This is a genomic window from Syntrophobacterales bacterium (genome assembly GCA_019429105.1).
Lineage (GTDB): Bacteria > Desulfobacterota > Syntrophia > Syntrophales > UBA5619 > DYTH01.
On record JAHYJE010000004.1, the window covers coordinates 1 to 25,105 of the forward strand.

Annotated in this window: 24 protein-coding genes; 7 read left to right on the forward strand and 17 right to left on the reverse strand. The window is 55.2% G+C overall.

The window, feature by feature from the left end:
• From K0B01_02120 to K0B01_02130, 3 genes are all read left to right on the forward strand, one after another.
• On the forward strand, window positions 1–481 hold a 481-nt coding region (locus tag K0B01_02120), incomplete at its 5' end, for an ABC transporter ATP-binding protein (protein ID MBW6484934.1).
• Between the two features lie 263 nt (window positions 482–744).
• Complete coding sequence (locus K0B01_02125) at window positions 745–1,452, forward strand: hypothetical protein (GenBank protein ID MBW6484935.1); 708 nt, start codon at window positions 745–747, stop codon at window positions 1,450–1,452.
• On the forward strand, window positions 1,449–2,825 hold the full coding sequence (locus K0B01_02130) for a 4Fe-4S binding protein (protein ID MBW6484936.1): 1,377 nt from the start codon (window positions 1,449–1,451) through the stop codon (window positions 2,823–2,825). The genes K0B01_02125 and K0B01_02130 overlap by 4 nt, the downstream gene beginning before the upstream one ends.
• A gap of 305 nt (window positions 2,826–3,130) precedes the next feature.
• Here K0B01_02130 and K0B01_02135 read toward each other — a convergent pair whose 3' ends face one another.
• From K0B01_02135 to K0B01_02150, 4 genes are all read right to left on the reverse strand, one after another.
• Window positions 3,131–3,529 carry a putative toxin-antitoxin system toxin component, PIN family gene (locus K0B01_02135; GenBank protein ID MBW6484937.1) on the reverse strand — a complete coding sequence of 133 codons (399 nt, stop codon included), beginning with the start codon at window positions 3,527–3,529 and terminating at the stop codon, window positions 3,131–3,133.
• Complete coding sequence (locus K0B01_02140; protein MBW6484938.1) at window positions 3,526–3,744, reverse strand: ribbon-helix-helix domain-containing protein; 219 nt, start codon at window positions 3,742–3,744, stop codon at window positions 3,526–3,528. The genes K0B01_02135 and K0B01_02140 overlap by 4 nt, the downstream gene beginning before the upstream one ends.
• Window positions 3,745–4,063: 319 nt before the next feature.
• On the reverse strand, window positions 4,064–4,636 hold the full coding sequence (locus tag K0B01_02145; GenBank protein MBW6484939.1) for a TlpA family protein disulfide reductase: 573 nt from the start codon (window positions 4,634–4,636) through the stop codon (window positions 4,064–4,066).
• A gap of 26 nt (window positions 4,637–4,662) precedes the next feature.
• Window positions 4,663–5,385: a cytochrome c biogenesis protein CcdA gene (locus tag K0B01_02150; protein MBW6484940.1), complete on the reverse strand. Its 723-nt coding sequence runs from the start codon at window positions 5,383–5,385 to the stop codon at window positions 4,663–4,665.
• 563 nt (window positions 5,386–5,948) lie between these two features.
• Between K0B01_02150 and K0B01_02155 the strand changes: the two genes are divergently transcribed.
• From K0B01_02155 to K0B01_02170, 4 genes are all read left to right on the forward strand, one after another.
• Window positions 5,949–6,788, forward strand: a complete 840-nt coding sequence (locus K0B01_02155) for a fumarate hydratase (GenBank protein MBW6484941.1) — start codon at window positions 5,949–5,951, stop codon at window positions 6,786–6,788.
• Between the two features lie 12 nt (window positions 6,789–6,800).
• Complete coding sequence (locus K0B01_02160; protein MBW6484942.1) at window positions 6,801–7,358, forward strand: Fe-S-containing hydro-lyase; 558 nt, start codon at window positions 6,801–6,803, stop codon at window positions 7,356–7,358.
• Window positions 7,359–7,759: 401 nt separating this feature from the next.
• Complete coding sequence (locus K0B01_02165; GenBank protein MBW6484943.1) at window positions 7,760–8,806, forward strand: hypothetical protein; 1,047 nt, start codon at window positions 7,760–7,762, stop codon at window positions 8,804–8,806.
• Window positions 8,807–8,941: 135 nt separating this feature from the next.
• The gene (locus tag K0B01_02170) at window positions 8,942–10,912 is read left to right on the forward strand and encodes a TRAP transporter fused permease subunit (GenBank protein ID MBW6484944.1); all 1,971 of its coding nucleotides are present in this window, start codon (window positions 8,942–8,944) and stop codon (window positions 10,910–10,912) included.
• A gap of 195 nt (window positions 10,913–11,107) precedes the next feature.
• Here K0B01_02170 and K0B01_02175 read toward each other — a convergent pair whose 3' ends face one another.
• The 13 genes from K0B01_02175 to K0B01_02235 form a co-directional block, all read right to left on the reverse strand.
• Window positions 11,108–11,557: an acyl-CoA thioesterase gene (locus tag K0B01_02175; protein ID MBW6484945.1), complete on the reverse strand. Its 450-nt coding sequence runs from the start codon at window positions 11,555–11,557 to the stop codon at window positions 11,108–11,110.
• A gap of 65 nt (window positions 11,558–11,622) precedes the next feature.
• Window positions 11,623–12,846: an ABC transporter permease gene (locus tag K0B01_02180; GenBank protein MBW6484946.1), complete on the reverse strand. Its 1,224-nt coding sequence runs from the start codon at window positions 12,844–12,846 to the stop codon at window positions 11,623–11,625.
• 2 nt (window positions 12,847–12,848) lie between these two features.
• Window positions 12,849–14,063 (reverse strand): ABC transporter permease, encoded by a 1,215-nt coding sequence (locus K0B01_02185; GenBank protein MBW6484947.1) that lies wholly within the window; start codon window positions 14,061–14,063, stop codon window positions 12,849–12,851.
• On the reverse strand, window positions 14,056–14,733 hold the full coding sequence (locus K0B01_02190; GenBank protein MBW6484948.1) for an ABC transporter ATP-binding protein: 678 nt from the start codon (window positions 14,731–14,733) through the stop codon (window positions 14,056–14,058). The genes K0B01_02185 and K0B01_02190 overlap by 8 nt, the downstream gene beginning before the upstream one ends.
• On the reverse strand, window positions 14,730–15,953 hold the full coding sequence (locus K0B01_02195) for an efflux RND transporter periplasmic adaptor subunit (GenBank protein MBW6484949.1): 1,224 nt from the start codon (window positions 15,951–15,953) through the stop codon (window positions 14,730–14,732). The genes K0B01_02190 and K0B01_02195 overlap by 4 nt, the downstream gene beginning before the upstream one ends.
• A 43-nt stretch (window positions 15,954–15,996) precedes the next feature.
• A complete protein-coding gene (locus K0B01_02200; protein ID MBW6484950.1) occupies window positions 15,997–17,271 on the reverse strand; it encodes a TolC family protein in 1,275 nt (424 codons plus the stop codon).
• A gap of 125 nt (window positions 17,272–17,396) precedes the next feature.
• Complete coding sequence (locus K0B01_02205) at window positions 17,397–18,617, reverse strand: MFS transporter (protein MBW6484951.1); 1,221 nt, start codon at window positions 18,615–18,617, stop codon at window positions 17,397–17,399.
• A gap of 24 nt (window positions 18,618–18,641) precedes the next feature.
• Entirely contained in the window at window positions 18,642–20,300 is a 1,659-nt protein-coding gene (ilvD, locus tag K0B01_02210) for a dihydroxy-acid dehydratase (protein MBW6484952.1), read from the reverse strand.
• A gap of 10 nt (window positions 20,301–20,310) precedes the next feature.
• The gene (locus tag K0B01_02215; protein ID MBW6484953.1) at window positions 20,311–21,054 is read right to left on the reverse strand and encodes an MBL fold metallo-hydrolase; all 744 of its coding nucleotides are present in this window, start codon (window positions 21,052–21,054) and stop codon (window positions 20,311–20,313) included.
• Complete coding sequence (gene cobO, locus K0B01_02220) at window positions 21,054–21,617, reverse strand: cob(I)yrinic acid a,c-diamide adenosyltransferase (protein ID MBW6484954.1); 564 nt, start codon at window positions 21,615–21,617, stop codon at window positions 21,054–21,056. The genes K0B01_02215 and cobO overlap by 1 nt, the downstream gene beginning before the upstream one ends.
• A gap of 32 nt (window positions 21,618–21,649) precedes the next feature.
• Window positions 21,650–22,627: a methylmalonyl Co-A mutase-associated GTPase MeaB gene (gene meaB / locus K0B01_02225; protein MBW6484955.1), complete on the reverse strand. Its 978-nt coding sequence runs from the start codon at window positions 22,625–22,627 to the stop codon at window positions 21,650–21,652.
• A 46-nt stretch (window positions 22,628–22,673) separates the two neighbouring features.
• Window positions 22,674–23,078, reverse strand: coding sequence for a cobalamin B12-binding domain-containing protein (locus tag K0B01_02230; protein MBW6484956.1), 405 nt, complete (start codon window positions 23,076–23,078; stop codon window positions 22,674–22,676).
• 27 nt (window positions 23,079–23,105) lie between these two features.
• Complete coding sequence (locus K0B01_02235) at window positions 23,106–24,794, reverse strand: methylmalonyl-CoA mutase family protein (protein MBW6484957.1); 1,689 nt, start codon at window positions 24,792–24,794, stop codon at window positions 23,106–23,108.
• Between the last annotated feature and the right edge of the window lie 311 nt (window positions 24,795–25,105).

Below are 25,105 nucleotides of genomic sequence, written 5' to 3' on the forward strand. Positions count from 1 at the left end.
TTATATTGTGGACGGAATCGACATCTACGGCCTGCCCAACGAGAAACTGGCCGATTTCCGCAGGGAGTATATCGGGTTCGTCTTCCAGTCCTTTCAACTGATTCCCTATCTGACGGTTCTGGAGAACATGATGCTGCCGCTGACCATTGTCCGCGGTTCGAACGGCGGGCAGAAGGAGGCGGCTTCTCAGGTGCTGGACAAGGTGGGGCTGGGGGCAAAGGGACGGCGCCTGCCGAATCAGCTCTCCGGGGGGGAGCAGGAACGGGTGGCGATCGCCCGGGCGCTGGTCAATCATCCGCCGATCATCCTGGCCGACGAGCCGACGGGAAATCTCGATTCCGCGACCGGCGACGAGATCATGGCGCTCCTGGGCGACCTCAATGCCGAAGGCCAGACGATCATCATGGTGACGCACAATCCGGAGAATGCCGCCTCGGCCCGGGAAGTCATCCGGCTCAAGGACGGCCGGATTCAAGGCTGATCAAAAGGGGCGGCAAAGACACATGCTTTTTATACAGGTCGAGCCAATTGCAAAACTCCGTGTCATGCCCGAATGCTTTTGTCGGGCATCCATGATTTCAAATAGTTAAAAACTGGATTATGAACATTAAACTTCGTTTTCCCGCCCAGAAGCGTCGCGGCAATGACAGTGTTGGGAGTTTTGCAATTGGCTCAGGTCGTTAAGATAAAGCGGGTAGCAAGACGCGGCAGGTGGATTTTAAAAAACTTTGTAAAGGGAGAAAGATGAAACTTAATCTGGGTGTAATTCGAGCGTTAATGCTCGGGCTTGCTTTGCCTTTGTCCTTTGCAGGGCAGGTATGGGCGAGCGGCGGGGGGCATGTCAGCAGTCTTGAAGAGTCAGTCGATGGCTATAAAGTGGCATTGACTTTTAAGGCGGGGCAGGCGCAGATCGGTCACAACCAGTTGACCGTACGGATTCATGATGCCCAGGGAAAGCCTGTGGACAATGCGAAAGTGACCATTGTTACCAGGAAATACACCGGGACGAAGAAAGAGACCGCTGTTCATGGCGGCAGCGGTATGGATATGGACAAGGCGGACCATGCCGGCGAGGGCAGGAGCGCCCCAAAGGAGGCCTCTGTTCATGGCGGTGGCGGTATGGATATGGGCAAGGCTGACAAAGCCGACCACGCACCGAGTGAAGCAGCCTTGTCCGGTTCACTGGTTGCCGGGGCGCTTGCCGCCGGCCATGAAATCGGTGAATATGCCGGAGAGGCGGAAACCGCGGCGGCCGGTCAATGGATGATCGAGGTTATGTTTGCCGTTCCCGGGCAGGAAAAATCGGCGGCATTTATAGTGGACGTTAAAAGGGGCGGGCCAAACTGGCCGGTGTTATGGGGTTTTTTGATAGTTAATGCGGCGATCATCGTGATTGCCGCCATGACAAGAAAAAAATCTGGTTCGAGTTCCGTCCAGGAGGCAGCGTTATGAAGAGTTTACAGAAACAACAAGCGGCATCGTCCGCACCGAGATACAATCTGCTCAAGAATCGGTTAATCGGCGGATTCATCAAAAGCAAATGGTATCCCGGTATCATCAAGTGGCCAACGGCTGTATCCTTCGTTCTGATCATGTATGTACTGTTGTTCGGCCCGTCCATTGCCCACAACAATCTGGGCACTGCCCTGACCTGGGTATTGTGGTGGCCGCTCATTCCGATTATCTTTGTGCTGATGGGGCGCTTCTGGTGCGCCATCTGTCCCTTCGGTGCGCTCAACGACCTGGTGCAGAAGTTTGTGGGCCACCAGCGGCCCGTCCCCAAATTCTTGAAGAAATACGGCATCTGGCTCATCGATGCGATCTTCATTCTCATTACCTGGGGCGACCATGTGTTCGGGATGGTAAGCTCTCCCTGGGTATCCGGGATCGTGATGCTGATGATCACGACCGCGGTTGTGGCGTCAGGCGCCCTGTGGGAACGCCGGACTTTTTGCCGTCACCTGTGTTTCCTGGGAGGACTATCCGGGAACTACTCGCAGACCGGTATGCTGGCCCTGCGGAGCACTCCCGAAAAATGCGCCCAATGCAAAGACCCGGTTTGCTACAAGGGAACGAGGAATGTTCCGGGATGCCGCATGTTCGAGTACCCCCGGGTCATGGACAGCAGCGCCAATTGCAATTTGTGCGGGGATTGCGTGAAGTCCTGCCCGCATGATTCCCTCACGCTGACGGGACGTCTGCCTTCCGAGGAATTGTGGTCTGTCCATAAACCCAAACTGGCGGCGGCTTTCCTCGCTGTCGTGATTATGGGCATTGTCTTTTTGCAGAACATCACCATGCTGGAGATGTGGCAGGGGATTTTGAGCTGGCTGGAAAACCTGCTCCATACGAAAAACTATTTCGTGACCTTTACCGTCACTTTCCTGGTGATCCTGCCGATACCCATTTATTTGCTGACCCTTGCCAGTTTTGTCGCCAAAAAAATCAATGGCGATACCCTGGCGCAGAATTTCACGAAGTTCGGCTATGCGATTATCGCTCTTGACGTTGCCGGGCACATTGCCCATAATCTGTTCCATCTGCTGGCGGAGGGAAAGTCCGTTTATATTACCGCCCTGATGTTTGCAGGACGGGAGGCGCATGGCATTGACCCGGCTCTGGTGAGCGGCCCGACCATCCAGCTTCTCCAGTATGGCCTGGTGATCCTGGGGGTGATCGGTTCCCTGTACACGGCCTACCGGATCAGCCGGAGCAATTACCCTGATAAAATCTGGGGCAGTCTGGCGCCCTATGCGATCCTGATCGCGGTGTTGGGAGTCATCAATCTGGTGCTGTTCAGCCTGCCGATGTCGATGCGTATGTAACAAGCGATTTACAACCAAGCCCGGAGGGCATGATGCACTGTTAGAGTCCACTGTAATATTGGGTCGGCGTGGATCATGTCCTGCGGCTTTTTATCGCGGGAGTCTTGACCATCAAAAATCCGGGATTGGCGTGATCCAGACCTTCCATCTGGCGTTTTCCTCGCGAGACATTGCTGTAGTATCCGTAATATCTCACCATTTGCTCGCCCCGGTTCGGGGAAGAGCACCCTCCTCAATATCCTGGGGGGGCTCAGCCATCCCAGCGCGGGGATGGGAAATAAACAGGGGCGCATCTCTGCATTAATTCATTGCTTCACTATCGTCCAAAACTCTCTTGGGGTTACCATTTGAGTGTTCTGATACTTGACCAAACATAATAAATCCTGATCTCCGGTGATTATGTAATCTGCCAATGAACGGTGAGCAAGCCCCAATACATGAATATCGTTCTCATCTCTACACAATGATTCATCCAGGTCATCCGTTTCGGAAATGAGACAATTTTCTCTCAAATAGGATACTATTAAATTGCCTTGTGGTAAGGGGAGTTTGATTTTTCTCTCCAAATTCATTGATACTTCTGCTAAAATCGCTTCACTCAAGATCACATCAAACCGATCAAGGCACAGCTCAAAAACTGCACTGCAAAGTCCACGACTTGCAAAAGCAGCAATGATCACATTGGTATCAAGAATTATCTTCATGAAATCATAGTGAATATATCTTCATCGGACAATATGCCTTGCGCCTCGGCAAATGGCAGCACCCTGTTTCTTAATCTTCGAAAGCGGTAAATAGCCAAATATCGTTTTAAGGATTCGCGCACGATATCACTCACCGGTTTATTCTCGTTTCTGCTTAATTCTTGCAATCCTTCTCTTAGATCATCGGGTATGCGTATAGTAAGAGTTTGATTCATATATCACCTCCATTTGTGTTACAACGTAACACGCTCAGACATCATTGTCAACAAGCTTAACTTTAACAAATTCCTCAGGGCATATCCCCCGCGAGACCTTTGAATAATGCCCCTGCTTTGTCATTCCCGCGGAGGCGGGAATCCGGAACATCTCGAAATGACTTGATACTGTCTGTCGACGTTATGACGATTTGGCTGATTTCATGAGAAATTCAAGCTCTCTCCGCATCGGCCCTTAACATCTCCAGTATCGGTCCGAGGTCAATGGACGGAAATAAATAGGTTTCTGTCCCTCGTATAAACAATGTGATTCGCCGTTTTATGGCCTCTGGATCAGATTCCGGAAAAAACGGACAACTTCAGGGGTAAACCAGTCCCTCGGACCGATAACGATTTCTTCAATCAACCCCTCTTTATTAACGATAAAGCTTTCCGGAACGCCGGTCGTTCCATAGAGATTTTTTATCCTCCCCTCGGGGTCCAGAAGGGCCGGGAAACTCAGTTTGTATTCTTTCATGAACGGGGCGACAGCCGCAGCCCCTGCTGTGTCAATGCTGACCGCGAGGATTTCAAAGTCTTTACCCTTCAACTCCTGATGAAGCTTTTCCATCGAGGGCATCTCTTCCCGGCAAGGGGGGCACCATGTGGCCCAGATATTGACGAAGACCACTTTACCCTTGAAATCGGCCAGGCTGATATTCTTGCCGTCCAGTCCCGGAAAGGTAAAATTCGGTGCGGGCATTCCCACCTTGACCCTTGGCTTATGAGACGTAAAGAATGAATCTTTCCCCTGAAAGAGAATAAAGACCGCTGCTGCAATAATAATGAAAACAAAAAAGATGATATGTTTAAAGCGATATCCATCATCTGCACGTACCCTTTTTTCTTCCATGTTATCCACCATTGACAAAAAGATCACTAAAGGCCGAAATCGATCCAGAAGAACTGTCCATAGTTCGAGATCCACTGGAAAACATTAAAAAGCAACATCAAACCGACGATGACCAGGACAACGCCCATCCCTACCTCAACATAATGCGCCATTTTTCCGTACCGGCGGATTATCCCGGACAACCACCCGATGCTCAGGGCGGCGATCAAAAAGGGAATAGCCAAACCGAGGGAATAGGAGATAAGCAGTTTGGTCCCCAGGGCAACGGAACTGCCTTTGACAGCGAGTGTCAGGATCGAGCCCAGAACCGGACCAATGCAGGGCGACCATCCGGCGGAGAAAAAGATTCCCATCAGGAAAGAAGTTATGTATCCCCGCTTGCGGTCCGGATTGCCCTGGATGCGTACATCGTACTCCAGAAAGGCGATGCGGAAAACACCGGTCATGTGCAGTCCGAAAAGGATAACCACGATCCCGCCGATACGCGCCACCCAGTTGCGCAGGTCGTAGAGCAGGCTGCCAAAGGCGGAGGCCGCGACACCAAGCAGCACAAACACGACGCTGAAGCCAAGCACAAAGGCCAGACCGTGCGTAAAGGTCGTGAAACGATTTCCGGACCTGTTTTCACCCCCCGCGGCCCGGCCGCCCAGGTAGCCGATATACGCTGGAACCAGCGAGAAAAGGCAGGGGGAAAGAAAAGAGGCCAGCCCGGCCAGAAATGCCAATCCAATTGAAATGTTAAAACCCATAGTTACGCTTACCTGAGTGATAGTGAAATTTAATATCCAGACCGAAGCTAACACATATCCACAAGAGAGGCCATAGTATTTTATTGTCCGCTGAGGTAATTGCAAAACTCCGTGTCATGCCCGAATGCTTTTATCGGGCATCCATGATTTCAAATAGTTAAAAAATGGATTATGAACATTAAACTTCGTTTTCCCGCCCAGAAGCGTTGCGGGAATGACAGCGTTGGGAGTTTTGCAATTGGCTCCACTATATTGCGTATTGGCGGATTAGAGAATCAGCAATTTTTTCACTGAGAAAAAAATGTCCTCAGCGATCAGTTGCCGGAGCAAATGCCCAAGGGGAATAAACTTGTCGCCGGCCTACTGAAAAAGCAGATATTCCTGCCCATAAATTTGTTGCATACCTTATGAAAATGTTGTTATACAGGACACAACGCAACAAAAAAAACTCAACAGACATCTTGGATGATGCAGAGAAGACAGGCTCCTTCGAAATGACATTATGACATAACAGCAGGCGTATTTGAGGCCATGTATTGAGGTTCAATGAACAGGAGAAGACCATGAGAGAGATCAATATCAGTGAGATAGTTGCAACGGTGAAAGCTTTACTGATAGAGGCGAATTACCATTTGGGGCAGGATATTGTGGCCGCTTTTGAGCGGGGTATTGCCGGCGATGAATCGCCCGTCGCCAGGGAAGTGCTTAAGGAACTCAAAGAAAACGCCAGGATTGCCGCAGAAGGCGAATATCCGCTCTGCCAGGATACGGGGCTCGCCGTCCTGTTCGTCGATATCGGTCAGGATGTTCACGTTGTCGGCGGGAACATCAAAGACGCCTTCAACGAAGGCGTGCGGCAGGCCTACAAGGACGGGTATTTACGCAAATCGTCCTGCGATCCCTTTACCAGAAAAAATACGGGGGACAACACCCCGGCCATCATCCACTACGACATCGTCCCCGGAGAAAAGATCAAAATCATGGCCGTCCCGAAGGGCGGCGGGGCGGAGAACATGAGCCGCGTCCAGATGCTGGCCCCCTCGGCGGGCGTTGAAGGGATAAAGGATTACATCGTCAACCGGATCAGGGAAGCCGGTTCCAATCCCTGTCCGCCCATAATTGTCGGTGTAGGAATCGGCGGAACGTTCGAAAGAACGGCTATTCTGGCCAAGAAGGCATTGCTGCGCAAACTGGGCGAGCGCAATCCCGATCCCGGGATCGCCGCGCTTGAGCGGGAGGTGCTGGAGCTGATCAACAAGCTCGGGACAGGACCGATGGGTTATGGCGGCACGACCACGGCGCTCGAGGTTTTCTTCGAGGTTGAACCCTGTCATATAGCCAGCCTCCCCTTGGCGGTGAATGTTCAGTGTCATCAAAACAGGCATAAGGAAGCAACTATCTAAGGGAGGAAGAGCATGGCAAACGAAATTCGGCTGAAAACACCCCTGACCGATGCAGATACTGATAAATTGAAAATAGGCGACAAGGTTCTTATTTCCGGCATTATCTACACGGGACGGGATGCTGCCCACAAGCGGATGATCGAGCTTGTCAATGCGGGCCAGGAATTGCCTATCGACGTCAAGGGCCAGATAATCTACTACGTCGGTCCGACCCCGGCCCGGCCGGGGAACCCTATCGGTTCGGCGGGACCGACGACAAGTTATCGGATGGACGCCTACGCCCCCAAAATGATGGAATTGGGCCTGAAAGGGATGATCGGCAAGGGGAACCGCGCCCCGGCGGTCGTAGAGGCGATGCGAAAATACAAGGCCGTTTACTTCGGCGCCACGGGCGGCGCCGCTGCCGTCCTGGCCAGGAGTATCAAGAAGGCGGAGGTTGTTGCCTATGAGGAGCTGGGACCGGAGGCGATCCGTCGTCTGGAGGTGATAGATTTTCCGGCAGTTGTCATCAACGACGTCCGGGGGAACGATCTTTATGTAGAAGGCGCCGGGAAATATCGAAAAGCTTGACGAGCGGCCTGCTTAAAAAAAGCTTGACATCCTCTATAAAATCTGGTCGAAGGGCACATAAGAAATTCATAATCTCAGATAAATTTTCTGCAACAGCGTAAATCGTGATTTTGCTTGGTTTGTTGTTTGGCGAACTCGGAAGAAGGCCGTGATTTCCCGGTTTGCAATTCTATGCGAAGCGCTCTTTATTGAGAATGCCGACAGTAAAATGCCATTTCACAAGCAGCGGGCGCCTTTAATTCCCGTATTTTTCTCATTGCGGGATACGCAGCGCCGCTGGAGAATTGCCGATTATTCAGTAATTATGAGATTGCTTTGCTTGTATTCGCAATAATAAATTAGAGGTTTCACAAGGTTGCACGATGGCAGTTTACATAATGAGCTTAAATCGGAGGAGGTAAATGATGAAGACAGCAAGATCAAGGTACACGTTTTTGGTAAGTATGGCGATTATTGCCGTATTCTTCGCCGTTGCGACGATCAGTCCGGCCAACGCGGCGGAGCGCAAGTCCATCCGCTGGGCCACATCCAGCACGGGTTCTTACGGCTACAAGGTCGCGGCGCAGATGATCAAGGTGCTGGAGGACGCGCTCGGCGGCGAATACACGGTCACCGTCAACCCGTATCCTTCCACGACCGCCGCCATGAAGGCGACGATGGACGGCAACGCGGAAATCGGCTATACGGCCGACGTCGGGATGACCCAGGTTTATGACGGCACGGGCAGCTTCAAAGACTACAAACCCGCCAAATCGCAGATGGTGCATGCCTGGTATGCCTATCAGATGGAGTCGTTCATGGCCGTTTACGCCCCGAAGGCAGGCGCTTACAAGTCATGGGGAGATTTCAGCGGCAAACCGGTTTTCTTTACCCCCGCCGGCTTTATGAACTGGTTGAATTTCCAGCGTATTTTCAAGGCGCTTGGGTATCAGTTCAAACACCTCCAGATCGGTGAGGCGGCCCAGGGCGACTCCCTGCAGAGCGGCACTATTGCAGGCGCCGTAGCCTACACAACGGCCGGAAAATCGCTTGCGTCCTACTGGCGTGAGACAGAGCTGCGCACCGACCTCAAGATAATCAATCCCTCTCCCGATGAGGTGAAAAAACTGACAGCGGCCGGTCTCGCCCCGGTGGAGGTAGATCCCAAACAGGCATTCAGCAAGGACGTCGGCGTGAAGACCATTCTGGGCGTGCCGATTCTGTTCGCTTACAACGTTCGCGCCGATATGCCCGAGGATGTCGTCTATAAGATGCTGAACAAGTTCTACGCCGAGCGTGAAAATCTTGCCAAGGGTGATGCCGGGTTCGGGCCGATGGCGCGCGACTTTGTCGGCATGCAGGTCAAAGGCATCAACGCCAACCCGACCATCCCGGTGCACGCGGGAATGGCGAAGTTCCTGAAAGAAAAGAAGGCATGGGACAACAAGTGGAAGATTGCCGGAAAGTAATCCTTCGCACTGATTGCGTCTGGACGGGACAAAGCGCTGCAATGGCGGCTGTTCCCGTCCAGATTCCCGCATTTATAGATGCCGCCGATGGCAGGCGTATTTTTAAAATGATTCAGGCAAATCAGGGGGGAAACAATGCAGGGTAAACGGATTTCTAACAAATTCAATATTCAGAATCTGATCTTCCTTTTATCGCTTGTCATGTTCGCCTGGCTTTGCTGGTATTTCTATACCGGCTTCGGCGGTCCTATGGAACTGGTGGCTAATCTCGTGCCGGTCGCCCTGGCGGTGAGAATTCTGCATTTACACAAGAACGGCTTCATGTACAAACGCCTTCCGGAACTTGCCAACAACATCATCGTCATAATCTATCTGGCCATTTGCGTCTATGCCTTCTACCATTTTCACATGGAATACGAGGCCATCTCGATCTGGCGGCAAGGTTCCTACACCCGGGAGGACTTCGTCATGGGTCTTCTGGTTTTTGGTCTGGTCATGGAACTGTCGCGGATAACAAACAGTGAGCTGTTCTGGATGAATGTGGTGCTGCTCATCTATACTCTCTGGGGATATCTGAGCCCGATAGATTTTTTCTGGCACCCGGGCGCTTCCTTCTACCGGGTGATTACCTCGAGCACAGTGGAGCTCTCTACCGGCATCTACGGGCAATACGCGCAGATTGCGCTGACGACGATTGCGGCGTTTTTACTGCTGGCGGCGGCGGCGAGCGGCTTTAATGCCCAGGAGGCGATGGTCAGTTTTATGCGCCGAATCGCCGGCAAGTCGCGGCACACGATTCCCCAGACGGCGGTGCTTGCTTCGACGGCGGTTGGCATGATCAGCGGCAGCGGCGCGGCCAATGCCACGGTAGTCGGCGCCTTCACGATCCCGCTGATGAAGCGCTACGGCGTTCCGGGGGTGTTCGCCGCGGCGGTGGAAACGGCGTCGTCGATGGGAGGGCTGATAATGCCGCCCGTGATGGCGGTGGCCGGTTTCGTGATGGCGGAATTCCTCGGCGTCTCTTACTGGAGCGTGGTGATTCGCGGCTTTTCCCTCGCCTTTATTTACTACTCCACGCTCTCTTTATCCGTATATTTAATGAGCATAAGCAAGATGCCCGGCTCGCCGATCGAGGGAGCAACCATGCCGATCTATGAGCAGCTCAAGACGGCGGTTTTCTTCATCGGGATCATCTATTTGACAATCATTATGGGTGTGTTCAACTTCGGCGAGCAGTTGGCCGGTCTCTATGCCGGCTCGTTGATGTTAATCCTCCTCCTCCTTCTTTTTTATTATTTCAAGTATGTGAAAAAGGATCCGGCGACGGACAGGGATGCACTTTTCAAGAACATCCGCAAAATGATTGAGACGCACGCCGAGATGACCTCCTATCTGCTCCTGCTGCTGGCCACCCTCGGCATCATGATCGGCTTGTTCACGGTGACCGGGTTTATCAACCGTATGGGGGGGATGCTCCTGCGCGTCGGTGAATGGAACATCATCGCCCTGGTATTGATGGCCTGGATCTTCGGCTGGCTCGTCGGCACCGGCCTGCCGCCGACGGCGACCTATATCCTCCTTGCGGTTATCATTGTTGACCCGTTGCGCAAACTCGGCGTCGATCCCTGGATCGCCCATTTCTTCGCCTTTTTGATCGCCGTCTGGGGCGAGTTGTCGCCGCCGACTTCGCTTACCGCTGCCGTCTCGGCGCGCATTGCCGATGCCTCCTTCATGAATACCATGTGGCAGGCTCTGAAGATGTGCCTGCCGATTACCATCATGACCTTTGCCATTTTCATCCGCACTAAAATTGTTGTCAGTCCGGGCTGGGGTCAGATCAGCGACACGCTGCTTGTGGCGGTGGGCTGTTGCGGAATATCCTTTGCCATTTTCGGACAGTTCGTCAGCGGCCGGGTTGCGAACATTGCACTATGCACGGCGCTGGCTGTCATTTCTATAGTGATAATGTTCCATCCGAACGGCTTCGTTGCCTTGCTGGCGGCCGCCATTGTGCTGCCGGCAACGATATATGGCGTTGTGCGTCACCGGAAGATCGCCCCGGCTAAGGAGACGCCGCCGTCGGCCGCCGCTCCGAGTTGGAGTTAAAAACCGCAAGACGCGCAGTCCATATTTGTCGCCGCTGGTTCTTTTTACGGTTCTAAGTTGTTTGTAGGGTCTTTGGGGACAGATTTTAAATCTGCCCCCAAATAATGTTCGACGGTGTGACGATTTGCTGAGTTTCGCGAGAAATTCAAAAGGCTCAATACAGGGAATTGCTCAAAGGCTCTGATTTTCCTCCGCTCAAAGAAGCGGGGTGGTTCCGCTTTGGCCCTCGAGTTTCAATATTCTCTGTCTTAGTTCCTCCGGCACGGAGACCTTCCTGTTTTCCTGATAATTGAAGGTCACGATCAGCCCCTCGCCCTCGGCGGCCATTTTCTGATGGCTTACGCTAAAAACGCCGTAGCCCATCATAAAACTGTGTTCTCCGATGTTTGTAACTTTGGCGCCGATCAGAACATCGTCCGGATATGTGATCTGCACCTTGAATTTGCAGGAGAGGGAGGCGAGAATCGGGCCGATACCCGTCCTGGCCATTGCCTCGATCATGTCCAGCTTGTAAAAATAGGCAATCCGGGCGCTTTCGAAATACCTTAAATAGATGATGTTGTTGACATGCTGGAAGGCATCCATCTCCCCCCAGGCCACAGGCGTTTTTATCACTACCGGATAACCATTCAACAGGCTTCTCATTTCGACCTCCGTTGTAATATCTGTTTGCGGCGCTCATACCACATATTTTTTATTACCGGCAATTTTCAGGAGCGGATGATATCAACCGGGTTGATCTGGATCGCCTTGACCGAGGGGTAGATCCCCGCGAGGATCCCGGAGAGGGCCGAGGCGGCGAAGGAGAGAATAAGTCCCGGCACGGAGATGGTTGCCGGATAGCCCAGAATCCTGGCGATGGCAAGGCTGGCCAGGATTCCCGCGAGAATCCCGATCAGGCCTCCGGTCACGGAAATGAAGGAGGATTCGAGCAGGAATTGCAGAATGATATCGTGCCGGCGCGCTCCTACCGCCCGGCGGATCCCGATCTCTATCCGCCGTTCGTTCACGATCAGAATCATGATCGACAGAATCCCGAGGGCGCCGATCAGAAAGGATGCCGCCGCCGCGGTTCTGCCCAGGATCGTGATCATGCCCATCGCGTCATTTTTCAGGGCGTTGACGTCCTTCAAATCGACAACGGTGAAATCGTCTTTAAATCCTTCCTTTATCCTGTGCCGCATCCGCAAAAGTGCAGCGATGTCCGCCTGCAGGGTCGCGATGGCGTTGCCGCTTGCCGCCTGAATATAGAGAGAATTGACATAATCCTGGTTGGTAAAGGTGCGCAAGAAGGTCTTGAGCGGGATGAATATCTGGTTATCCTGGTCATTTCCCGCGATATCGGAGCCCTTGGCAATCGTAATGCCGATGACCAGGCAGGGAACCCGCCAGATCAGGATGGTTTTTCCCACCGGGTTTTCCTTGCCGAAAAGTTTTTCGGCGGTGGCCGGACCGAGCACGGCGACCTTCCGCTGGTTTTTGTCATCGTCGTCGGTTATCGAGTTTCCCTCGGCAATCTCAAAATTGCGGACTTCCAGAAAATTGGGGGTAACGCCGTTGACGGCGATGGCTTTCAATACCGAGTTTCTGTAGCGGATGGGGAAGGCCTTCATCCCTGCCGGCGCAACCTGGGTTGCCGCGGGCAGCGAGTCCAAAATGGCCGTGCCGTCTTCCCGTGTCAGGGTGGTGGAGCGGCTCGTCAGGGAAGTCCGCGGGCCGTGCTGATGGAACTGGCCGCTGAAGACAATGACAAGATTTTTGCCGAGATTGTCGATTTCCTGTGCCGTTTTTAATGAGAGAGAGTCGGAAAGGTTGCCCACGATAACCAGGGACAGCGTCCCGAAAAACACCCCGAGCACGGCGAGCGCCGTCCGGAGCCGGTAGTTGCCGAGGGCGCCGAGGGCGATTTTCAAATTGAGGATGATTCTCTTCATGTTCAGCCCCGGATCGCTTCGATGGGTTTCAGGTTGGCCGCGCGGGAGGCCGGCTGGAGGCCAAAGGCAATGCCGACAATCCACGAGAGGATAAGCCCGATCACGAAGGCCTTCCAGGAAAAATAGATCGGGAAATCGGCCAGTTTCTGGAGCAGTTTGGCACCGGCAAAGCCCAAAAGAAAGCCGCAGGCGCCGCCCGCCGTGGTTAGAAGCAGGGCCTCGCCGAGAAACTGGTACAGGATGTCCCGTTTTTTTGCACCGACCGAACGGCGGATGCCGATCTCCCCGGTGCGCTCCCGGACGGACAGATGGAAGAGGTTGGCCAGGACAAAGCCGGCGACGACAAGCGAGATGATGCCGACGATGCCGACAAAGACGATCAGCGAGCCGGTCAGGGCGACGAGAAATTTTATGATGTCCTTGGAAGAGAATATCTGAAAGTCGTCCACTTCCCGCGCGGGAATGCGATGCCGCATCCGCAGGAATTCCTTGAGTTCCTCCATGCGCAGATCGATGTTTTCAACATCCTCGAAACGCACCCGCAGCACCGAGACGTATTTTGCCTCGTTCTGCAGCTTTTTCATGACGGTTGTAATCGGCATCACCACCCGATTGTCGAGGTTGCCGCCTCCCATCGAGGCCCCCCTTTCCAAAAGGACGCCGACCACCTGAACGGGAATCGTTCTTACCTGGATAAACTTGCCGACAGGGTTTTCCTCGCCGAAAAGCTCATGCATGGTTTCGCTGCCGATCAAGGCAACGTTTGCGGAACGTTTGAGGTCTTCTTCGGTGAAATCCGATCCCTCCACGACCGGCCAGCTCCAGGCGACGCTGTAATCGCTTGTTGAGCCGACAACCTGGGAGGCGTAGCGGTTTCCCAGGTAGGAGACGGTTACATTGCGGAGGCTGCTCATCGGGACAACGAGGTAGGCGGTGCCGAACGAGGCGCGGATCGCATCTGCGTCCGCAATCGTCAGAGTCTTTACACGCCGGGTAATCGCCCGCGACTCCTCCGAGCCGCCGACAATCAAAACGGCGTCGGGGCCGAAGACATCCACAATATCGTAGGCTTTTTGAAAGGCGCCCTCGGTTGTGGCGACGATGATCGTGATTGCCGAAATGCCGATGGCGATGCTGAGAATGCAGAAAAAACTCCGCAGTTTCAGGGCAATGACCGCTGCAAGCGACTGGGAGAGGATGTTGATGATTCTACTCATCGATGATGACACCGTCTTTTATCCGGATGATCCGCTGGGCGCAGGCGGCAATTGCCGCGTCGTGGGTCACGAGGATTACGGTTTTGCCTTTTTTGTTCATTTCGGCAAGCAGGTTCATGATTTCCGCGGCGGTTTTGCTGTCCAATTGACCGGTCGGCTCGTCGGCAAGGATCATCTCCGGGTCGTTCATCAAGGCCCGACAGATGGCTGTCCGCTGCTGTTCCCCTCCGGAGAGCCGGTTCGGACGAAAGTTCATCCGCTTTTCGAGGCCGACCAGGTGGAGAAGTTCAACGGCGTGCTTCTCAATGTGTCCCCCCCCTTTTTCCCGGTATAGCGTCGGCAGCAGGACATTTTCCAGAACCGTCGCATAGGGGAGAAGATAGAAACTCTGAAAAACAAAGCCGATATGGGTGTTGCGAAGTTCGGAAAGGGCATCGTCCTGCAGTCCCAGCACCTCCTGCCCGGCTAACAGATAGCGTCCGGAGGTGGGTACGTCGAGGCAGCCGATCAGGTTCATCAGCGTGGATTTTCCCGAGCCCGACGTGCCCATGATGGCGATGAATTCCCCTTTGTCAACCGCCAGGTCGATTCCCTTCAGCACCTCGACGGATATGTTTTCGCCGAGGCTGAAGGTCTTTGTAACATTTTCCATCAGGCATAGTGCGGTCATGGACGACTTCCACTGGCGTTTTTGACAGTGCCGTTCCTGGGCGCGATCGGCAGGACGAGTTTTGTCGCAAGCTCGGTTCCCTCGGCAACCCCGGCGAGAACCTCGGTGCGCTCTTCACCGCGGATGCCGAGCTTCAACTGCACCTTTTGGACGGAGTGGGAACCTTTCTGTGCTTTATATGCTATCTGACGTCCTTTTTCGAATTTGATCGCGGCGTTCGGAACCGTCAGCACGTCTGACTTTTCGTTCAGGACGATCTTCACATGGGTTGTCATTTCCGGACGGAGGAAGGCCGCGTCGGCGGGGGAGACCTTCACCGTTGCGAGGTAATAAACGATGTTGTCCTTGACGACCGGCTGGGGGTTGATCCGCTCGATGGAGCTTTTGAAGGTGCGGTCGGGGAAGGTATCGACGGTGTATTCGACTACCTGCCCATTTTTTGCCCGGCCGACATCGGTTTCGTCAATATAAGTCCACATTTCGAGTCGCGTCGGATCGAGAACCGTAACGAGGTTGGCCACCTGAAGCCCGGCGACGATCGTTTCGCCCTCCTGCCCGGTGACATCGGCGACGATCCCGGAAAGCGGCGAATAGATGCGCGTATAGGAAAGCCGGATCTCCTGCTGTTCGATCTGGGCCGTTATTTCCTTGATCGTGGAATTGGCGATCTGCTCTTGCGTGACGAACTCCTCTTTGAGTCGCTGCAAAACCGCCTCCGCCGCCAGGGATTGATTCTGCGCCCGGTCCAGCGCGTCTTTTGTAGTGTATTCCCTTTTGAGCAGTTCCTGCTGGCGCTCGTAGGCAATGCGGGCGTAGCTCCAATTCGCTTCCGCCTCCTTTATTTTCTGCGGGTAGGTAAGTTTGGTCTGCGCCAGGGTGCTCTGGGCGGCGCGCAGGGCGGCCTTCTGCTGTTCGATCGCCTTCAGGGTTTCCCGGTCGTCTATTTTGGCGATAAACTGTCCGGCCTTGACCCGGTCTCCCACCTTGACGAGCATTTTATCCAGTCTGCCTGTCGCCCGGGCGCCGATTTTGACCACTGCCCCCACCTGGGATTTGATGATCCCGGTTTCGACCAGCACGCCTCGGATATTGCCCTTTTCCACCCGTCCTGTCTCGAGAACCTGGGTCTGCGGTTCGGGGTACAGCTTTTTGTATCCGGCAAATCCTCCCGCGCTCAGTATTGCAATCAGAACAACTGCCCACAACAATTTTTTCTTCACGTTATTTCCTCGTAAGACACAGATTTCTTTTGCGTTTGTCTAATCAGAGCTGTTTTCCCGATATTTTTTCCAGAAGGGCTGTGGCCAAAGCGACATTCAACTCTGCGGCAATCAGTTGTTCCCGCGCGCCGGCCAGGAGGCTTTCCGCCTGGACCAGCGACAGAATGTCCCCCACGCCGACCTTGTATTCGCCAAAGGCCTGTTCGTAGTTCTGGGTTGCCTGCTGAAGTTGAGCGCCGGCAACCTTATTGTTGCGCATCGCCGTCGCGAGATCCTCCCACCCCTTGCGGCAATCGAGCAGGAGTTGCCTTTTGAGCTCCTTGATGTTTTCGTCGGAAATCGCAATCTCGATTCCCGCAGCTTTCCTCCGGTAGAATTTGCCCAGTTCGAAGATATTCCAGGATGCTGTCAACCCGATGTTTTTGTCTTCCACCATCCTTGTTCCCGACGTGCCCGCATCCCCCCGGCTGTACGAGAGGTTGGCGGACAGGGTTGGATAAAAATCGGCCCCGGACAGGGAAAGGTTGCTTTGGGCCGTTTTCAGGGCGATTTCCGCCTGGCGTATTTCCGGCCGCTGAAGCGTGGCGTCGGCGAGGGGGTTGAACTCCGGGGGGGCGCTGTCGAACGAAAACGTACCTTCCGGAAGATCGGTCAAGCTATTGTTTTCGTATGCATTATGAACATCAAGCTCCGTTTTGCCGATCAGGGAAGAGAGTTCGGAAACGGCCTTGTTGAGGTTTCCTTCTGCCTGAACGACGTTGAAACGGGCCTGTTCGAGACGGACGGAGGCCTGCAGCGCCTCGGAGAGCCGCGCGACGCCGAGCTTGCGCCTCCCTTCGGCGATGTCGTAATCCGTCTGGGCGTTCTTTAGTTGTATCCGGCGCTGTTCAAGGATATTTTTATCGGCCAGCGCCGTGTAAAAGACGACCTTGACCCGATAGTCGAGTTCGAGCAGATTTTTCCGCAGCTCTTCCTTTTGCGTTTCGAGATTGAACCCCGCTATATCCCGCACCGGACGGCGCCGGGGATTGAAGAGGCCGTAAGAAAGCGTCGCGCCGTAGCCCTTTGTGCTGTAATCGTCGCTGCTTCTATAGTACCGATCCGCCTGTGCGGATGCATCCAGGCTGGGAAGGTAGGAACCAAGTGTCGCTTGATACGAAGCGTCAGCCGCCTCCACCTTTTTTTTCACCGCCTGATAGGAGGGGAGGTTTTCCCGCGCCTTTGCCAAGGCATCCTGCAGCGTCAACGCCGCGGCCGAGCCCCCGAAGGCCAACATTATCCCCAAGATAAAACCGATAAGCGCCGCTTTTCCAAACATTATCCGCTCTCCATAAAAAAGACCGCCCCCGTTGCCTGTCTTCGACTATAGACAAAACGGCGAGGCGCGGAATATACCGTAAAGAACGATTAGACGCAAAACAAATGTTTGCAGGCGGCGAGGGTTCATATCCCGCGATAGGCGCGGCTGGAAAGACCGAAGATGATGACCGCAAAGGCCAGTAAAATCCCGCCCGTCCCTACCGCTGCCTGAACTCCGAAGGCGTCGGTCAAAAGGCTCATGAGCATGTTTCCCAGAGGCAGGGCGGAAAAGGTCAGCATGTAAACGCTCATGACGCGGCCGTGATATTGCCTTTCTGAGCGGCCCATGATGAGGGTGGCGTTCAGGGAAAGATAGCCTGAGGAGGCGATGCCGATGACAAAGAGCATTGGCAGCGCCAGGTAAAAAGAACCGCTGAAGGCAAAAATCGCCAGCGTTGTCCCCAGGAGAGCCCCGAGGGCAAGCTGAACCATGCCGGGCCGCTTGAGACTGACTGAAGAGGCGATGGCAAGCGACCCGGCGATGGCGCCGGCGCCGTTTGCCATCATCAGCATCCCCAGGCCCCTGGGGCCCACGGCGAAGATATTTTTTGCAAATACCGGCATCAGGGCCTGGAAGGGCATGCCGAGGATGATCGGGGCAATGCTCAATACAAGCAGCGCCAGCAGAACCGCGTTTCCCCGGATATAGGAAATTCCCTGAACGAAAGATTGCCACCCCTTTGCGCCAGTTTCTTTCCTTTGGGCGCGGTCGGGGATTCTAAGAATGCCGGGGATTACCAAAACATACATGGCGGCCATCAGCAGATAGACACCGCCCGCGTTTATCCAACTGATGCCGATCAGCCACCCGGCAAGCGGCGGGCCGATAACCCGGCAGGCATTGAACCCGGCGCTGTTTAAGGCAATCGCGTTCAGCAAATATTTAGGGCTGACGAGTTCAGCTATAAAGGACTGGCGGGCCGGCATTTGAAAGGAGAAGGCGGTTCCCTGAAGCAAGGAGATGGCTGCCATCTGCCATATTCCGAGGGCGCTTGATATCACTAAAACGGCCATGAGCAGGGCGGCGGCGGTGGTAACTCCCTGGGAGGCCAATAAAATCATCCGCTTGGAATACCGGTCGGCGATTACGCCAGCCGGCAGGGAGAAACAGAGCATGGGAATGCCGAATCCGAGTGATATCAGGCCGATTGACGCTGCCTTGCCGGTCAGCTCGAAGGCAAGATAGCCATTGGTAAAGAAATTCATCTGAATCGCCAGAATGCCCGGCAGCATCCCTGCCCAAAGGACGCGGAAATCACGTTCCTGGAGCGACGGAAAGGTTTTTAACCAGGGACGACTCGTCATTTTGCATCCAATAATTCTAACTAATTAGCACAGCACCGCGCCCCGGTTGCCGGAGGTGACGACCCGGCGATACCGGTTCAAAAAGGGGCTGTCCACCGGCTGTTCGTAGGGTTTCCAGGCGGCGCGGCGGCGCTCCAGCTCCTTTTCATCCACAAGGAGATCAAGCTTTTTCGCGGGGATATCAATGGCAATCATATCCCCTTCCTGCACCAGCGCGATCGGGCCGCCCGCGGCCGCCTCCGGCGATACATGGCCGATGGAGGCGCCCCGGCTGGCGCCGCTGAAGCGCCCGTCGGTGATCAGGGCGACGGTTTTGTCCATCCCCATCCCGGCCAGGGCGGAGGTGGGGGTAAGCATTTCGCGCATCCCCGGCCCGCCTTTTGGCCCCTCGTAGCGGATCACCAGTACGTCTCCGTCCTTGATGGTTTTTTCGCGGATGGCCTGATAGGCGGCCTCCTCGCTTTCAAACACCCGGGCCGGCCCGGTATGGACGAGCATCTCGTCGGCCACGGCCGACTGCTTGACAATGCCGCCCAGGGGGGCGAGCGTTCCCCTGAGCACTGCGAGTCCGCCTTTGGCATGGTACGGAGCGGCCAGCGGGCGGATCACGTTTTCATCCCTGACGCGGACTCCGCGCAGGTTTTCCCCGACGGTTTTCCCGGTGGCGGTGATGAGCTCCTGCCGCAGCAGGCCTCCTTCTGCCAGACGGGCCATGACGGCCTGGACGCCGCCGGCGCGGTAAAGGTCCTGGATATGGTGACTGCCGCCGGGGCTCATGTTGCACAGATGGGGAACCCGCTCCGCGATCGTGTTGAAAAGTTCGATCGGCAGCTCGATCCCCGCCGCATGGGCGATTGCAGGCAAATGGAGGGCGGTGTTGGTGGAGCCCCCCAGGGCGAGATCGACGGCGATGGCGTTTTCGAACGCCTCTTTTGTCAGGATGTCGCGGGGGCGGATATTCCTTTCTATGAGTTCCATGATCTTGCGCCCCGCTTCCTTGGCCAGGCGGTCCCGTTCGGAATAGACGGCGGGGATGGTTCCGTTTCCCGGCAGACCGAGGCCAATCGCCTCCATCATGCAGTTCATCGTGTTGGCGGTGAACATCCCCGCGCAAGAGCCGCAGCCGGGACAGGCGGAGTTTTCTATCTCCCCCAGTTCGGCATCGGTCAGGTTGCCGGCAAGGTGCTTGCCCACGGCCTCAAAAACAGTGGCAAGGTCGATCTCTTTTCCGTTATGCAGCCCCGCCAGCATCGGCCCGCCGCTGACCACGATCGAGGGGACGTTCAACTCCGCCGCCGCCATCGCCATGCCGGGAATGATCTTGTCGCAGTTGGTGACCATAACCAGGGCGTCCAGGGCGTGCCCCTGCGTCATGATTTCGATCGAGTCCATGACGATCTCCCGGCTGGGGAGCGAAAACTTCATGCCGATATGGTTCATCGCGATCCCGTCGCAGACGCCGATGACGGGGAACTCGATGGGCAGCCCCCCCGCGGCATAAATCCCGATCTTTACCGCCTCGGCGATGCGCTTCAGGTGCACATGTCCCGGAATTATCGCGTTATAAGCGTTCACCACCCCGATCCAGGGACGGTCAATCTCCCAGTCCGTATAGCCCGATGCCTTCATCAGCGAACGGTGCGGCGCCCGTTCAATGCCCTTTTTGGCTTTGTCGCTTCTCATGCTAAACCCCTCAATCTTCTTCGTTAATTCGGTATGTTCCTGTTTGCCGGAGGCGGGAGCAGACAACGTATCTGCGTCCCTCGTTAAGACTTTCGAAAGCCTCCTTCGCCCTGGCGGCGGTGTTGTTTTTTTCGGAGAGATGCGCCAGCAGCACCAGAGAAAGGTGGGTTCCGTAGCGGCTGATAAAATCACTCGCATCGTCGTTGCTTAGATGGCCGCGGTCGGAGGCAATCCTGACCTTCAGATGTGCGGGGTAGGGGCCGTGAAAAAGCATCTCCTCGTCGTAATTGGATTCCAGAACGACAACCTTCAGCTTGCCCATTGCCTCTTTCATCCCTCCGGTGACGCGTCCCGTATCGGTGAAGATTCCCAGGCCGCCTACGACAAAACCGAACGAGGCAACGTCATGGGATGTTTCCACCGGGGTTATCTCCATTCCGTTGATTCGAAAACATCCTTGAAAGTGATGAATTTCCACTTTTCCGAGCCGCTCCCGGCAGGAATTATAGACCTCTTGGTCGGCATAGACGGGGATATCCAGATTTCGGGCGAGGGGACCTATCCCCTGATAATGATCCGAGTGGGCGTGGGAAAGGACTATGCCGTTTACCTGCCGGATATCCTTGCCGAGCGCGGCCAGCCTTTGGGCTGTCTCATGGAGGCCTATGCCGGCATCGATCAGCACCGAGGCGCCGCTTTCTTCCAGAAGATAGCAATTTCCGTTACTTCCCGAGGCGATTACCGATAATTCCATTAGTATTCTATTCCTACCCGGTCTTTGACGCCGGCGTTATAATGGTGTTTGATTTCCCGCATTTCGCTTACCGTGTCGGCGAGGGCGATGATTTCCGGCGGGGCGTAGCGGCCGGTCAGAACGAGATCGAGCGCGGCCGGTTTGTTCTTGAGCAAGGCTGTGACCTCTTGCAGAGAGACAAGTTTGAAGTCAAGCGCTACATTGATTTCGTCGAGGATGACCATGTCGTATTTTTCCGCAGCGACCGTCTCCCGGGCGAGCTCAAAGCCCTTTTGGGCGAGCTCGATGTCAAGGGGGGCGGGGTTGTCGCGCATGACAAAACTGTCCAGGCCGGAAAGATATACGGTCACATCGGGAAAGAGGCGCTCAGCGGCTATGTATTCACCGTATTTGCGCCCCTTCATGAACTGGATGATGCAGACTTTCAGCCCCTGGCCCACGGCCCGCAGCGCCTGACCGAACGCGGCGGTCGTTTTTCCCTTGCCGTTTCCGGTATATACCTGAATGATCCCCCGGCGGTATTTTGCAATTGCCGCTTGTCTCGGGTCGGCCGCTGTTTCCACGCGGGATGCTCCTTTTCAGTTGAAAACGCAGTTTATTTAAGATACCGCAGCGCCGCCTCTTCGGCGATCGAGTAGGGGTCGGATTCCCTCTTCAGAAGACGCTCCACGATCAGGTTCATCTCCCCGCTTTTCGTCAGCTCCCGGAGAATCGGCGTCAGGATCGCGTCGCGGAGCGCTTCGCCGATTTCCACCATCGCCTTGCGCTTCATCCGGTCGCCCAGGAGACCGGTTTCTTCGAGACGCCGATAGTGATCGGCGATCGCGCCTGTCAGCTCCTCGATGCTGGGCGTGAAGGACTGCGGCTCAAAGCAGCTCCCGATCTTGACGACCGGGGGCCGCCAGCCGCCGGGAAAGGCGGGGGCCATGTTCAGCATCGAACCCAGCTCGTTGGCCAGTTGGTTGGCGCCGTCCCGATCTGCCTTGTTGATCACGAAGATGTCGGCGATTTCCATGATTCCCGCCTTGATCGCCTGTATTTCATCCCCCATGCCGGGGACGAGGACGACGATAACCGTATGGGAGTGGTTGATTATCTCCACCTCCTGCTGGCCGGTCCCGACGGTTTCGATCAGGATAAGATCCTTGCCCATCACGTCGAGCACATGCACCGCGTCGCCCACCGCCTTCGAAAGCCCGCCCAGGGCGCCGCGCGTGGCGAGGCTCCGGACAAAAACGCCCGGATCCTCCGCATGGCGCTGCATCCGGATGCGGTCGCCGAGGATTGCGCCGCCGGTGAAGGGGGAGGTCGGATCAACGGCCAGGACGCCGACCGTTTTCCCCATTTTCCGGAACGAGGTGATCATCGCGTCAACGAGGGTGCTCTTCCCGGCGCCGGGGGAACCGGTTATCCCGATGACATGGGCCCGGCCGGTGTCGAGGAATATCCGTTTCAGCGCCGTTCTCGCCTCGGGAAGTTCGTCTTCAATATTTCTGATCAGGCGGGACGCGGTGCGAACGTCGCCGGCCTTGATTTTTTTAAGCTGTTCCGCTTCTTCGATGTTTTTTGTCATTGCTGTTCTGCTCCGGGATTAGCCTTGCGGCTGTTTGCCGATACTGCTATTCCCTCGGTTTAAGGTTATTTTTTATCCAGTCAAGAATCGAATCAAGGGTGGCGCCCGGGGTGAAGATCGCCTTGATGCCGGCGTCATAGAGCTTCTGAAAATCCTGATCGGGGATGATGCCGCCGCCGATCACGGTGATGTCCTCCGCTCCCTTTTCCTTCAGCAGCTCAACTACGCGGGGGAAGAGGTAGCCGTGGGCACCGGACAGACAGCTCAGGCCGACGAGGTCAACATCCTCCTGAACCGCCGCCGCTGCGATCTGTTCCGGTGTCTGGTGGCAGCCCGTATAGATTACCTCGTAGCCGGCGTCCCGAAAGGCGCGGGCGAGAATCCTCGCCCCCCGGTCATGGCCGTCGAGGCCGGGTTTGGCAACCATAATGCGTATTCTTCTTTCTGCCATATTGTCTCCTCAAAAATGGGGTGATACTCAAAATAGGCCGGGGTCGCGGTATTCGCCGAATGCCTCGCGGTAAACATCGCATATCTCCTGAAGCGTAGCCATATCCTTGACGGCCTTAATGCAGTAGGGCATGACGTTTTTCCCGGTTGTGCAGGCATTTTTCAGATCGTTCAGATCGGTGCTGACGGCCCGCGAGTCGCGTCTCCGCTTGATGTCGGCCAGGCGCTTGAGCTGTTCTTGCTCAACCTTTTCGTCGATCTGTAGGATCGGGATGGGCTGCTCTTCGGAGGTAACATACTTGTTCACGCCGACCATGACCTTTTCGTTATGGTCGATCTGCTTCTGGAAACGATAAGCGGCGTCGGCGATCTCCAACTGCGGGAATCCCTTGTCAATGGCCGCGATCATGCCGCCCATCTCGTCAATCTTGGTTATGTATTTCCATGCCTCTTCCTCCATCTTGTTGGTCAGCGACTCGATGAAGTAGGAGCCGGCGAGCGGGTCGATTGTGTTGGCGACGCCGGTTTCCTCGGCGATAATCTGCTGGGTGCGCAGCGCGATTTGAACGGAGTGTTCGGAGGGGAGGGCCAGCACCTCGTCGAGGGAATTGGTGTGCAGCGACTGCGTTCCGCCCAGCACCCCGGCCAGGGCTTCGATCGCCGTGCGGACGACGTTGTTGTACGGCTGTTGGGCGGTGAGCGAACACCCCGCCGTCTGCGTGTGGAAGCGCAGCCACCAGGAGCGCGGGTTTTTGGCGTGGAAACGTTCCTTCATTACATGGGCCCAGATTCTTCTCGCTGCCCGCATCTTGCAGATCTCCTCGAAAAAATCGATGTGCGAGTTGAAGAAAAAGGAGAGGCGGGGGGCAAATGAATCAACATCCATACCCTTGCGGCGAATGGCGTCTTCGACGTACTCGATGCCGTCGCGGAGCGTAAAGGCCAGTTCCTGGACGGCGGTGGAGCCCGCTTCCCGGATGTGGTAGCCGCTGATGCTGATCGTGTTCCACTTCGGGACGTATTTCGTGCCGAATTCCACTGTGTCGCTGATGATCCGGACCGAGGGTTCCGGAGGGCACATGAAGGTCTTCTGGGCGATAAATTCCTTGAGCATGTCGTTCTGAATCGTTCCCCCGATTTTGGAGAGCGGTACCCCTTTTTTGTCTGCGGCGGCGCAGTACATCGCCCAAAGCACCGAGGCGGGGGGGTTGATGGTCATCGAGGTGGTCACCTTGTCTAACGGGATTTTGTCCACCAGAGTCAGAAAGTCGTCGAGGGTGTCTATCGCCACGCCGCACCGGCCGCACTCGCCGCGGGCGTTAGGGGAATCAGTGTCGTAGCCCATCAGCGTCGGGAAGTCAAAGGCCGTGCTGAGCCCCGTCTGACCTTCGCGAAGCAGCATGTGCCAGCGGGCGTTGGTGTCGGCGGCGCTGCCCATTCCGGAGAACATACGGAAAGTCCAGTAGCGTCCCCGGTAGCCGGTCGGCTGGTTGCCGCGCAGGTAGGGAAATTCCCCCGGCGCGCCGATGTCGCGGGCGAAGTCGGCATCCTTGATGTCTTCCGGCGTATAGAGTTGCTTGATTTCCAGATCGGAGACGGTTGACCAGCGCGATTTCTGATCGGGGCTCTGCACGACGCTGTGCGCTACTTCGTCTTCCCATTTTTTGGTCAATTCCTGCGATTTATTGACCGTATCGTCTGAAAAATATGACCCCATTCCCCACACCTCCCGGTTTCCGGATATATTATGAAGATTATGCGTGTCGCACGCGAAGCCGGATTTTCATAACTATCGGCCTGCTTTGGTTATGTTTCGCGCAATAATTACGGAACATTTTAAAAATTCAACCGGTGCTTTCTATCCCCAAAAGCTTTTTTCTGTCAAGAGATTATGTGCCGTTTGCCGCAAGCCGGTTTTTAGAATTGAGCAGTCACGCTCAGGATGTCTATTTTACTTGAAATTCAAAGCGACAGCGATTAAAAGAGACAGGCTTGAGGAAAAAATACAAAAATAGTGCAGGGAGGTAT